The sequence below is a fragment of the Vicinamibacterales bacterium genome, from assembly GCA_036496585.1.
In the GTDB taxonomy this organism is placed as follows: Bacteria; Acidobacteriota; Vicinamibacteria; order Vicinamibacterales; family 2-12-FULL-66-21; genus JAICSD01.
This window is the reverse complement of record DASXLB010000066.1, coordinates 23,621-35,749: the sequence shown is the minus strand read 5'-3', so window position 1 is coordinate 35,749 and position 12,129 is coordinate 23,621. Positions and strand designations below refer to the sequence as shown.

At 67.9% G+C, this 12,129-nt stretch carries 12 protein-coding genes; 2 read left to right on the top strand and 10 right to left on the bottom strand.

Features of this window, described 5'->3' with window-relative positions:
- Nucleotides 1-208 precede the first annotated feature (208 nt).
- Nucleotides 209-2,146, top strand: coding sequence for a VWA domain-containing protein (locus VGI12_18990; protein HEY2434766.1), 1,938 nt, complete (start codon nt 209-211; stop codon nt 2,144-2,146).
- Here VGI12_18990 and VGI12_18985 read toward each other — a convergent pair.
- On the bottom strand, nt 2,122-3,168 hold the full coding sequence (locus VGI12_18985; GenBank protein HEY2434765.1) for a hypothetical protein: 1,047 nt from the start codon (nt 3,166-3,168) through the stop codon (nt 2,122-2,124). The two genes, VGI12_18990 and VGI12_18985, sit on opposite strands and share 25 nt — an antisense overlap.
- Nucleotides 3,169-3,215: 47 nt before the next feature.
- On the opposite strand from VGI12_18985, the gene VGI12_18980 reads away from it, so the two are divergent.
- Nucleotides 3,216-3,803, top strand: coding sequence for a peptidylprolyl isomerase (locus tag VGI12_18980; protein ID HEY2434764.1), 588 nt, complete (start codon nt 3,216-3,218; stop codon nt 3,801-3,803).
- Nucleotides 3,804-3,833: 30 nt separating this feature from the next.
- Here the strand turns inward: VGI12_18980 and VGI12_18975 are convergent, their stop codons facing one another.
- The 9 genes from VGI12_18975 to VGI12_18935 all read right to left on the bottom strand — a co-directional run bounded on the left by VGI12_18975 (nt 3,834) and on the right by VGI12_18935 (nt 12,114).
- Complete coding sequence (locus VGI12_18975; GenBank protein HEY2434763.1) at nt 3,834-4,724, bottom strand: sulfite exporter TauE/SafE family protein; 891 nt, start codon at nt 4,722-4,724, stop codon at nt 3,834-3,836.
- Between the two features lie 43 nt (nt 4,725-4,767).
- Nucleotides 4,768-5,169, bottom strand: coding sequence for a response regulator (locus VGI12_18970; protein ID HEY2434762.1), 402 nt, complete (start codon nt 5,167-5,169; stop codon nt 4,768-4,770).
- On the bottom strand, nt 5,166-5,435 hold the full coding sequence (locus VGI12_18965) for a hypothetical protein (GenBank protein ID HEY2434761.1): 270 nt from the start codon (nt 5,433-5,435) through the stop codon (nt 5,166-5,168). Before VGI12_18965 ends, VGI12_18970 begins: the two co-directional genes overlap by 4 nt.
- Before the next feature lie 493 nt (nt 5,436-5,928).
- Nucleotides 5,929-6,669, bottom strand: a complete 741-nt coding sequence (locus tag VGI12_18960; protein ID HEY2434760.1) for an alpha/beta hydrolase-fold protein — start codon at nt 6,667-6,669, stop codon at nt 5,929-5,931.
- A 93-nt stretch (nt 6,670-6,762) separates the two neighbouring features.
- The gene (locus tag VGI12_18955; GenBank protein ID HEY2434759.1) at nt 6,763-7,488 is read right to left on the bottom strand and encodes an alpha/beta hydrolase-fold protein; all 726 of its coding nucleotides are present in this window, start codon (nt 7,486-7,488) and stop codon (nt 6,763-6,765) included.
- Nucleotides 7,488-8,522, bottom strand: coding sequence for an aminopeptidase (locus VGI12_18950; protein ID HEY2434758.1), 1,035 nt, complete (start codon nt 8,520-8,522; stop codon nt 7,488-7,490). Before VGI12_18950 ends, VGI12_18955 begins: the two co-directional genes overlap by 1 nt.
- A complete protein-coding gene (locus VGI12_18945; GenBank protein ID HEY2434757.1) occupies nt 8,519-9,895 on the bottom strand; it encodes a circularly permuted type 2 ATP-grasp protein in 1,377 nt (458 codons plus the stop codon). The genes VGI12_18950 and VGI12_18945 overlap by 4 nt, the downstream gene beginning before the upstream one ends.
- 76 nt (nt 9,896-9,971) lie before the next feature.
- Complete coding sequence (locus VGI12_18940) at nt 9,972-10,922, bottom strand: hypothetical protein (protein ID HEY2434756.1); 951 nt, start codon at nt 10,920-10,922, stop codon at nt 9,972-9,974.
- A 67-nt stretch (nt 10,923-10,989) separates the two neighbouring features.
- A complete protein-coding gene (locus tag VGI12_18935; protein ID HEY2434755.1) occupies nt 10,990-12,114 on the bottom strand; it encodes a carboxylate-amine ligase in 1,125 nt (374 codons plus the stop codon).
- Between the last annotated feature and the right edge of the window lie 15 nt (nt 12,115-12,129).

Below are 12,129 nucleotides of genomic sequence, written 5' to 3'. Positions count from 1 at the left end.
GAGGACCAAGGAGCGAAGGAGCGAAGGGACGAGGCCGATCCCAGCCGCGTTTTCGGAAAACGAAAACGACAGGACCGCGCGAGCTGGCACTGGCGTTGTGTGCCGGCGACGTTTACTCTATCGAGCTGACGGTGACGCCATGGGACCACTAACGCGAAGGAGACGAAGGACACGAAGGAGCGGAACGCTCCGCTTCTCCCGATCCTTCGTGTCCTTCGTCTCCTTCGCGTTCGGTCTATTCGGTTCCTTCCCTTCTGCGCAGCAATCCGATCAGAAGCCGCCTGTCTTCCGGGTCGGCGCCCACCTGGTGACGGTCGACGCGTATCCCACCCAGGGCGGCGGACAGATCATTCGCGGGCTGACGCCGGACGATTTCGAGATTTCCGAGGACGGCCGCCCGCAGAAGGTCGAGAACGCCGAGCTCATTGACTACGGCGAGAAACTGTCCGACGACGACCGGTCGGTGCAGATGTCGGCGCGCGAGGCGCTCGAGCTGGCCGCCGACTCCCGCTACCGCGTCCTGGTCTTCGTCCTCGATCGCCAGGCCTTCGACCGCGACACCTGGCTGGCGACCCGCGGTCCGCTCCTCGAGTATCTGCGCAGCACGATCGAGCCGCGCGATCTCGTCGGCTTCGTCACCACCGACGATCCCTGGGACAGCGTCGTGCTCGGACGTCGGCTCAGCTCGATCGAGGAAGAGATCGCCGATCCCGACTGGCTACGGACCCCGTATCGCGAGGACGCGATGGTGATGGCGGGCTGCGGCATGGACGGCATGAACTCGCGGGTACGCGCCGACACCACCTTCACACTGCTCGAGGGACTCGTCCGGATGCTCGGCCAGGTGCGCGAGGATCACACCAGCATCGTCTTCATCTCCAACGGGATCGCGCGCGTGACGCCCGACCGCCGCACCGACGACTCGCACCCGATCTCGCTGCCGAAGATGGGCATGGTCAATGGGCGGATCCAGCGCGCCGGGCCTGACATGCACGAGGCCTACTGCCGTCAGGAGCGGCAGCGGCTCAAGGACATCGATTTCGAGCACCGTTTCACGGACCTGACCCGATCGGCGCGCGCCTCGAACATCTCGTTCTATCCGATCGGCATCTGGAATCCGCACCCGGCGCTGCCGCCGGAGCTCCTCGCCTCCGGTTTCCGCTGGCCCCAGCATCCGCCGGCCGAGCTCGTCGACTCGCTGCTGGCACTGGCCAAGGATACCGACGGCTTCGCGGTGCCGCCGCAGGGCGACGTCCCCGGCGGATTGAAGCGCATCGCGGCCGACGTCGGGACGCACTACCTGCTCGGCTACTACACGACCAATACAAAGTGGGACGGGCGGTTCCGGTCGATCCGCGTCCGCCTGAAACGGACCGGCGCCGAGATCCGCGCGCGCAGCGGCTACCGCGCGCCCACCGCCGAAGACGTCGCCAGCTTGTCAGCGCCGCCGAAACCGGGCGCACACGTGACGCCGGCGCCGGTCGCGGCCGCACTCGCCACGCTCAGCGCCGTACGTCCTTCGGCGCAGTTCATCGCCTATGGCGCGCTGGCCGGCCGGATGCTCTACGTGACGATCGAGACGCCGTCAGTGGCGGTCGACGCCGGACGCTGGAACGACGGCGCGGCGCTCGACGTCATCGCGGAAGCCGGGTCAGGCGAATCGGTCGGCACCGCACACGGGCGGCTCGGCGCCAACGGCCGCGCGTCGCTGCAGGTACCGATCGATGCCGGCGCCGCGCCGTCGAACATGTTCATCCGCGTCCACTCGGAGGGGGCCTCGATTACCGAGCGCGTGCAGATCGGCGTCGACCCTGCGTCGCTCGTCGGCGACCCGCTCGGTTTCCGTTCGAGCGCCCGCGGCCTGGCGATTCCGGCGGCCTCGTTCGTGTTCGCTCACGACGAGAAGCTCCGGCTCGAGTGGCCGGTGCTCGGTCCGGTGGAGCGGTTCGAAGCGCGCCTGCTCGATCGCTACGGCCTGCCGCTGAAGTTCCGGCTGAACGTCGAAGACCAGCCGGTGCTCGGGACGCGCCGGCTGGTCGCCAGCCTGTCGTTTGCGTCGCTCGCCCGCGGCGACTACGTGCTCGAATTGATGGCCGCTTCAGGCGGCACGAAGGAAGCCCACTATCTGGCGCTTCGCGTGAACTGAGCGCGAAGGCAGCCGATTCGTCCGTTCTCGCCGACGCCCCAACCGATCGCACCTGACGGCGCGAACGCGAACGCGTGGTAGCCGTCGCCCGGAATCGCGGTCCACGACGCGCCGTCGTTGTCGGACCAGTCGGCCCCCTGCGGGCCGACCGCGATCCACGAGGAATTCGAGCCGGGCGCGAAAGCGACCACTGAGCGGAAGCCGCCGAGCCCCCGGACGAGCGTCCACGCGCGGCCGCCGTTGCCGGTCGACGCGGCGTTGTCGTCGGCGTCGTTCTCGCGGCGGTAGTCGCCGCCGACGGCAAGCCCGTGCTGCGGATCGCGGAAGGCGACCGAGAAGATGCCGGCCGAGGGCGATGACAGAACCGGCGTGTCGACGACCCGCCAGTGTCGGCCGCCGTCGTCGGTCTGCAGCACGCGCGCGTTCGAGGCGGCGCCGGTGCCGATCCAGGCACGCCCTCCCGGTTGCACGGCGACGTTGGTGCCGCTGCCGGCGAATCCCCCCTCGTTGGGCAGCGCCGGCGGGAGCCCTTCCGGCGCCACTCGCGCCCACGTCGACCCGCCGTCGTCCGTCGTCAGGATCACGAAGCGGCCGTCGACCGAGTCACTCATCGCCAGGCCGTGCTGCGAGTCCCAGAACGCCATCGCGTCGAAGAATGCCCGGGCGTCTTCGTTTGTAAACTGGAGCGTCCAGTGCGCGCCGGCATCGGTCGTCTTGTAAATGCGGGACGCGGGCCCGGCGCCGATGCTGAGGATCCAGGCGGTCGTCTCGCTGGCGGCGTCGACATCGCGGAAGTCGAGTTTGTCGGCGTCGGGCACGTGGAGTTTCGTCCAGGCGGCGCCACCGTCCGCCGTGCGCAGGACGGTGCCGTCGGCGCCGCTCGCCCACGCGACCGTATTGCTGGCTGTGCTGATGCCGCGCAGGCGGGCCGTGACGCCACTAATCTGCGGCTCCCAGCGGGGCTGCGGCTGCGCGGGAACGAGAAACGCCGCCAGCGCGAGCGCCCCTGCGAGGTGCCTCATGCGTGTATCTTGCCACGCCGTCCCGTCCGGCGATCTAGGCTATGGGCATGTTTTCGGTCCTGCCGCTCGTCCTCGCTGTCGGCCTCCAGGCCGCGTCCGGCGACTACAGGGTTCAGCTCGACACGACGAAGGGCGCCATCGTGATCGCCGTGCATCGCGCCTCGGCGCCGCACGGCGCGGCCCGATTCTACGAGCTGGTGACGTCGGGCTACTACGACAACGCGGCTGTCTTCCGTATCCGCAAGGGCACGTGGGCGCAGTTCGGCATCGCCGGCGATCCGAAACTGGCACAGGTATGGCGGACGAAGACGATCCCCGACGATCCGTTCGTTGGCGTCTCCAACACCCGCGGCACCATCGCCTTCGCGTTCAAGGATCCGAACGGGCGCACGACGCAGGTGTTCATCAACCTCAAGGACAATTCGGCGACGCACGACAAGGAGCCGTTCGTCGTGTTCGGCGAAGTGGTGCAGGGCATGGACGTCGCCGATGCGCTGTATGCCGAGTATGGCGAAGCCGCCGGAGGCGGCATCCGTGCCGGCAGGCAGGCTCCGGTCTTCGAGGGGGGAAGCGCGTATCTGAAGGCGAATTTCCCCCTGCTCGACTACATCAGGAAGGCGACGATCGTCCGCTGAACGACGGACCTGAAAGCCCGACCTGCAGACTCAGGCGGACGCGTTGTCGCCGACGGCGGAGCGCTGCGAGAATGCGGAGTAGAGCATCGTCACCGACGTGTAGAGGACGACGACGATGACCAGCCAGCGGACGTAGGTGAGCGGCATCGACTTGACGATGTAGGCGGCAATCAGCACGCCGGGAATGCCGCCGATCGCGAGGCCGAGCGCAGCGGCGCGATCGTAGGCGCCTTCCTTGATGAACTTCAGGCTGCCGACCGGCATCAGGAACGCGCAGGAGCCCATCATGATCGGGAAGGCCGCCGTCGGGCTCATGCCGAGCAGGCTGACCAGGATCATGCACGGTGCGTAGAGGCCGATGCCGAGCGACATCAGCGCGCCCAGGAGCAGATTGCCGGCGATGGCGACGATCAGCTTGACGCCACGGACGCCGAGCGCGTCGCCGCCGCCGGGGAATAGCTTCATCGCGGTCATGAAGAACAGCGTCGCCGCAGCCAGCAGCGCCAGGCCCATGCCGATCTGCACGTAGCGTTTCGGCCACTTTGCCACGAGGCCGGCGCCAAGCCACGCGCCGAGCACGGCCGCGGCGATCATCGAAATCAGCGTCGTGACATCGACGGGAATGATCGCCGTGTAGATCAGCGCCTCGGCCACGGTCGGGAGTGTATGCCCGACGTTCAGCGTGCCGGGGATGACGCGGTCGGGCACCATCTTGAATGCGCGCCACATCGATGTCGTCGTCGCGAACGATCCAATGCCGAGCGTGTCGAGGAAATTGGTCAGCCAGCCGACGCCCATCGCTCCGGCGGTCGGTCCGTTCTCCAGGCGCGACCAGCCAATCACGTAGCCGCCAGTCAGAAGGGTGAGGACAGCCAGCAGGGCATTGATCGGACTGGCAAGGCCCGCGAGCAGAGATGTCATGTGCCGGGGTAGCTTATATCAGGTTGCGCCGGCATCCGGCCGGCTACCGCTTCCTCTTGCGACCGTCCTGAAGCACGGCGCGCACGCGCGCGACGAGATCGTCCGGGAGGCACGGCTTGGTGACGAAGCCGTCGCAGCCGACCGCCTTCGCCTCCTGACGCGCATCGTCGAACGCGTGGGCGGTCAGCGCGAGGATCGGGATGTGTTTCGTTGCGGCGTTCGCCTTCAGCTGCGCGGTCGCCTGCCAGCCGTCGAGCACCGGCATGCTGGCGTCCATCAGAATCAAGTCGGGAAGCAGCGACTCGGCGAGTTGGATCGCTTCCCGGCCGTTGGCGGCGGTCTGCACGCTGAAGCCGGAGAACTCGAGGTACTCGCGATACAGCTCGCGCGCGTCCTCGAAATCCTCGGCCAGCAGCACGAGCGGTTGGCTGCGGCTGGCGCTCACCGCGTCTCGTTCCGCGTGTAGCCGCGCCGGGTCAGGCGCCCCGCGAGCCGTTCGGAGTGCTTGCGGGCTTCGGTGTCGCGCAGGAAGCGCGACCGCCGCCGGAGCGCGCCGTCGGCCCAGATCTCGAGTTCGATGCCGTCGGTCAGCGCGACGAGTACCACGTTGATGGTCTGCGCGTCGCCGACCAGGCGCGCCAGCGTCTCGCGGCCGTCTTCCTGGATGCCGTGCCGGACCGGGGCGGTACGTGGAAGAGTCTGCTTGCGCATCGTCCGGTGTCACAGTGTACACCCGCGCTCGAGCCCGAATGGCTGAGTCATCGAAGATCGGCACGCGACATGCGGAAGGGAGGGCAATTCCCGCGCGGCAGGCGGTTTGGCGTCGGGAATCGGTACATCCCAGAATGGCTCTGACTTTGATCTGTCCGAAGTGCGAAGGCTCCACCGAGTTGCGCGGCTCCATGGACGCCTGGTATCTGACGTGGTGCGCTGACTGCGGTCGGCTGTGGCGGCTCGATCTGCGGACGCTGCTCGACGATGGCGCCAGGACCTCTACCGCGGGAGCAAGCTCGGCTCGGCCGCTGCGTCCGCGCGCTCCCTCGCCTCCCGAGCGCGCCTGATCGTCTCTCTTATCCGAAGGGCGTCGCCCCTCGGACTCCCCGACACGCGCTCTCGCTCGCCGCTTCGCCGGCTCGCTCCGATCGAGTGGCTCGTTCGCGGTGCTCACTCGCGACACGCCGACCGGGTTGGTCAGACAGCTCAGCTAAGATTCGCGCAGCAGGAATTCCAGGGCCTGGGGCAGCCGCCAGGCCCAGTCGGCCTCGCGGTGCTGATGGCCGTCGGCCTCTCCGTAGCGCAGCCGGTCCTTGCGGTAGCCCTTGGCGCGCAGGAGCCGATTGAGGGCGCGGCCGTTGCGGAGCGTGCCGGCGCCTTCCGCGGTGCCGACGTCGAGATAGAGGCGGCCCCGCGTATCGCGCGCGCGATCCACGAACTCGAGGATGCTCCGTCCGGCGAACCAGATCGACGGGCTCATCACCGCCGCCCGTCCGAACGGCGACGGACGCCTGAAGAACAGGTAGAGGGAGACGAGGCCGCCCATCGACGATCCCGCCACGACCGTGGCATCGCGCTCGCGGCGCGTCCGGTAGGCGGCGTCGATGCGGGGCTTCAGCGTGTCGATCAGGAAGCGCGCGTACTTGTCGCCGTCGCCGCCGCCGTGCCTCGCGTCGCGGGTGGGACTGTATTCGGCCAGCCGTCCCGGCGTGTTGTGGATGCCAACGACGATCGGCTCGATGCCGCGTCCGGCCAGCCAGTCGAGCCCTTCGTGCAGATGCCAGGTCTGTCCGCCGTAGGCAACCGCCGGATCCGAGAGGTTCTGCCCGTCCTGCATGTAGACGACGGGGTAGCGGCGGCGGCCCGTCTGGTAGCTGTCGGGCAGATACACGTCCACGTAGCGGCGGTTGCGCAGCTGTGGCGACCAGATCTCGAACGAGGCTTTTTGCATGCGGGTCGCGGGTGTGGATTGCGTTCCGGTACGGCTGCAGCATGTGGACACGAGGAACGGGTGGCGCCTCCTGTCCGCGTCCTGCCGGCCGCGCTACGCGTTCGCGATGTACTCCCAGATCATGTGGCGCCAGTACGGCCAGTCGTGGCCGCCCTGCGGTCCCCAGTCGTCGAGGTGGTGGGCGATGCCCCGCGCGCTGAGCACCCGCGACAGGCGGTAGGCTTCCTCGGGCTTTTCCCACGCGCCGTTGCCGGTGGCCAAATGGATATCGCAGTCCGCCAGGTGGTACAGCGTCGTGGGATCCGCCAGGTTCGCCACATAGTCGACCGGGTTGTTGAAGTAGAAGTTGTCGTCGTAGTCGCCGCCCATGAAGCGCGACATGTCGTAGACGCCCGAGAGCGCGAAACAGCGCTTGAAGAGATCGGGGTGCTTGAGGAGCGAATTGGCCGCGTGGTAGCCGCCGAGCGATGCGCCGAAGGTCCAGATCGGGACGCTGTCGGTCCGGCAGTGGCTGCCGATGAACGGCACCACTTCGCTGACGATGTAGTCGTCGTAGCAGGCCTGCATCCAGCTGCGGTGACGCGGGTGCGCGTGGCTGCCGAACGAGTCGCGATGGTTGGTGTTGACGCAGAACACCTTGACCCGCCCGGCGTCGATGAACCGGCTGAGCGTCGCGATCACGTCCTGCCGTTCGTACTCCCATTCGTCGCCGCCGGTCGTAGGGAAAGCCAGCAGCGGCGTGCCCCAGTGGCCGTAGACCGCGACTCCCATCTCGCGGCCGAGCCGATGCGAATACCAGCTGTGATAGTCGCGCTGCATCAGAGCTCCAGCCTCTCGATCAGATAGCGTCCTTTGCGGATGATCATGTCGTCGTCGATCCAGACGTCGCAGTCGCGCGTCAGGACGTCGACATGCGTGCGCGACTTCCAGGGAGCGCCGGTCTGGCTCCCGTACGGATCGCCGAACGCGAGGTGCACGCCGGGGACCTTCTCGTCCTGCAGCAGGATGCCGATCATCCGCGACAGCGCGAGGTTGGTGCCGAAGGCGAGTTCGCCGACGCGATCGCTGAATTCGTCGGTGTGACAGTACTCGAGAAACTCGCGCTGCAGCTCGGCGCGCTCGCAGTGCGCCGCGACCAGCCGGCCGCGCGCGATCTCGAGGGTCAGCGGCGTCCGCGACAGATCGCCGTACTTCGGGCCGAAGTAGTCGCCGGCGGTGCCGTTGCAGATGAACACCCCGTCCACCGATTTCGGCGTCGTGAACACTTCGCCGGCCGGCAGGTTCGACCAGTAGCGCGGACTGATGATGCCGCTCGTCTTCACCCACTGGAACGTCGGCTCGAAGGTCGCGGTCAGCGAGGTGCCCTGCTCGGTCTCGACGCGCAGGGCGGAAGCGGTGCGCATGCGTTCGCAGAGCGCCGAGCTGAGGCGGTCGACCTCCCGGTAGTCGGCGCGCATCCCCTGCTGCATGATGAGCGGCGTGACGCCGACCATGTGGGCGTAGCGGATCTGCCGGCGCTCCACGACCTCGACGATCCGCATCCGCGCCGCGAGCTCTCCCTGCAGCGGCTGGACGCAGAGAATCCCGGCGTCGGCTCGTTCGAGCGCTTGCAGCACCTGGCTCGGCGCCGCCGCGAGCGGCCGCGGCGCGAGCTGCTCGACCAGCAGGCACTCGACAACGGCGCCGGCGCCCTCCAGCGCGGCCTCGAGACTGGCCGCGACCTCGCGGCTGGGCTCGTCGGCGATGAGCGCGACGCGCTCGCGTGGCGCAATCGCGAGGCAGACATCAACAGCGTTTCTGGCGCCGGGCGTGAGTTCCGGTGAGAACGGTCCGAACAGCGTGGAGGTGGTCATTGGCGGCGCAGTGTCGAATCCGTCACCTGCAGGCCGGCCTCGAACCCGGCGTCTTCGGGCCCGATGTCCCTGGGCTGGACCACGAACGCCGGGACCTGCCCGCCGCCGGAGGTGACGTTGGCGAGTCCACTGGCGCTCAGGCGTGTGAGGAACCCCGCGACACGGCCGCGGAACAAGTAGGGGGCGAAGTCGACGAGCATGTCGCGGTCGACCACCGTGCCGCCGTCGCAGACGGGGAACGGCTCGCGGCGGACGGCGATCCGGCGCTGCGCGATCCAGCCGCCGTCGGCGACCGCGCTCTGAAGCGCCGCGTCCCAGGCCGACCCGGTCGACTCCCATCCGAGCATCACGCCGGTCCCGCCATACTCGTCGTTCGGCTTGAGGACGCAGTCCTCGCGGCGGCCGCGAACGTCGTCGGCGATCTTCCCGTCGACCATCCGCGTCCAGGGCACGTGCGCGCGCACCGCGTCCAGGTCCGCCGGATCGAACAGATGCGCGTAGCGTTCGTCGGTCAGCACCGCGAAGAACGCCTTCTTGTGCGGGATCTTGCAGCGGAGGTTGTTGGCCACGCACACGGCGCCGGCACGGTAGGCGTCGACCAATGCACGGCATTCATCGGGCCGCGCCACGATATCGTTGATCAGCACCCGACGGTAGACGAAGTCGATCGCGCGCCCGCCGCCGTACAAGCGGGAGCCGTCGAAGGTGAGGTCGCGCGGATCGTGGATCGACGTCTCGATTCCTGCCGCGGTGAACGCGTCGCGCAGCAGCTCGAACTCGCTCCAGGTCGGCACTTCCCGCCAGTCGACGATCGCCATGCGCGGCGCCGTGTGCGTGCCACTCCATTCGGCCCACGTTTGCAGCAGCGCGGCCCGGATCGCGTCGACCGGCGTGTAGTAGCGCACCTCGAACTGCTGCCGGAACCGCGCCATCATGACGCCGCTGTCGAAGAGCTCCGACAGCCGCTGGCTGTAGGCGGCGCCGGCCGGACTCTCGGCGTTGTACTCCGCGAACTCGAGCGAGTCGGGAAGCAGAAAGGCGTCGGCGCGGCCGGCGGTGCTGGCCGGCCCCGGGCCGGGCTCGATGGCGGCCAGCGCCATCTCGGCGTCGCTCATGCCGAGCGACCGCATCAGCGCGGGATCCGCCGGCGCTACCGCGGCCAGCCGCTCGCCGAGACGCCAGAGCGCCTCGGAGGCGCGCGCCACCCGTCCCTCGTCGCGCGGATGCAGGAAAAACGGCCGCAGGAACGGACAGAGCAGGCGTCCGCCGAACGTCAGGCGGCCGGCCCGCATCCGATCGGCCAGTGTGCCGCACAGATCGGCGTCGCTCTCGACGCGCAGGATCGCATTCCACGCCGCCGCGGGATCAGTCACCAGCTTCCAGCTCCCAGTTGGCAGTCTGCCGTTCGCGTCTCGCGCGGCCGGCTTTCGGGCGTTCCAACCCCACCTCCTAAACCGGTCCGGTCGTCGTGCCGAGCCCCGTCATCTCGGCCCATCGCGGCCACGACTGTGTGGGCTGGCCGCTGAGCGCCCGGTCGATCACCAGCCGCGCCATCTTGTCGACGACGATCTCGAAGTAGTGCGGCGTGATGCGGTCGCGCTCGAAGTCGGGCGCCGGGTTGAGGAAGTCGATGGCGTAGGGGATGCCGTTCTCGACCGCGAACTCGATGGTGTTCATCTCGTAGCCGAGCGCGGTGTTCAGCGTCTGCGCGTCCTTGATGATGCGCGACCCGAGCTCGGGCGTCAGATAGGAATGCTCGACGAGGTAGCGCCGTTCGTGCGGATCGTAGCGGACCGGCGTGATGTCGGTCTTGCCGAACGTGAAGCACCGCACGTACTGGTCGAAGTGGATGAACTGCTGCAGCGTCATGCAGTACGGCCCGGTGCCGTCGTAGGCCGCGATCAGTTCCTCGCGGTTGTTCACCTTGTAGACGTGCTTCCAGCCGCCGCCCGAGTAGGGCTTCAGGATCGCCGGACGGCCGACGTAGTCGAGCAGCCCGTCCCAGTCGATCGGATATCCGAGGTTGTGCAGTGATTCCGGCGTGAGATCGATCTCCGACGGGTACGACTTCTGCGGCAGGACCACCGTTTTCGGCACCGCGACGCCGACTTTCTGCGCGATCGCGTAGTTGAAGAACTTGTCGTCGGCCGTCCACCAGAAGGGGTTGTTGATCACGTAGGTGCCGGTCAGCACCGCATGCTTGAGAAAAGCGCGGTAGTACTCGACCTCATGCGAGATGCGATCGACGATGACGCGGTAGCCGGACGGCTCGCCCATCGTGGTGCCGGTCAGCTTCACGAACTCGGCGGTGATCCCATGCTCTGCACCGAGCCGGTTGACCCGATCGAGGAACGCGGGGGGGAACGCGAATTCGCGGCCGCACAACAAGCCGATTTTCATGTCCGTCTCCATCTCGTGCCAGGTCCAAGATCTGGTCGACAAACCGCTGTCGGCCGGGGCCGGAAGGTCAGCGCCCGGTCCCGATGGCCGGAGCGTTGCCGGCGCGCGTCTCCTCGACCACCCACTGCACCACCGCGCGCAGATCGCCGGTCCGGCGGAACACCTCGAGCTGGCGATCCGCGCTGGTGCCGGTCTCGACGATCGTGTGGACGTACTGCAGCGCCTCGCGGCTGCCCAGTTCATCGGCGACATCGTCCACGAACTCGAGCAGTTCGAGCGCCAGCTCCCGCATCGGCACTTCCTGACGTTTGCCGAAGTCGATGAGCTTGCCGTCGATGCCGTAGCGCGCCGCGCGCCACTTGTTCTCTTCCACCAGGCTGCGCGGATAAATCCTGAATCCGAGGTTGCGGCGACGCAGCCGATAAAGCTTGACGACGATCGCCTGCGCCAGCGCGGCCAGCGCGATCGTCACCCGCGGCGAGGTGGGCACGTCGCAGACCCGGAACTCCAGCGTGCCGAACACCGGATGCGGGCGCAGGTCCCACCACACCTTCTTGCCGTTGTCGATGCAATGCAGCTCGACGAGCGTGTCGACGTAGTTCTCGTACTCGCTCCATGAGTCGAACTTGTCGGGGATCCCGCTGCGCGGGAAGCGCCGGAACACCGTCGTCCGATAGGACTTCAGGCCGGTGTCGCGCCCCTGCCAGAACGGCGAGCTGGTCGAGAGCGCCAGCAGGTGCGGCAGGAAATAGCGCGCCTCGTTCAGGAGTTCAATCGTGCTCGCCTTGTCGGGTACCGCGACGTGGATGTGCAGCCCGAAGATGAGCAGCGAGCGCGCCAGCTGCTGCAGCTCCTCGACGATGCTCTCGTAGCGCGCGCCCGGCGAGATGATCTGGTCCTTCCAGTTCGAGAACGGATGCGTTCCGGCGGCGGCGATTCGCATGCCCACCCGCTCGGCGTTGGCCGAGAGATCGCGTCGGATACGGCAGACCTCGTCGGCGAGCTCGGTGACGTCGGCGCAGATCTTCGTGCCGACCTCGACGATCGACTGGTGCAACTCGCGCTTGATCTGATCCCCGAGCGACGTCTCCGAGGCCGTCAGCAGCTCCGAGACGTGCGAACGCAGCTCCCAGCTATCGGGGTCGACGATCTGGAATTCCTCCTCGACCCCGATGGTGAACGCGTGCCCCATCACGTCATCATAATG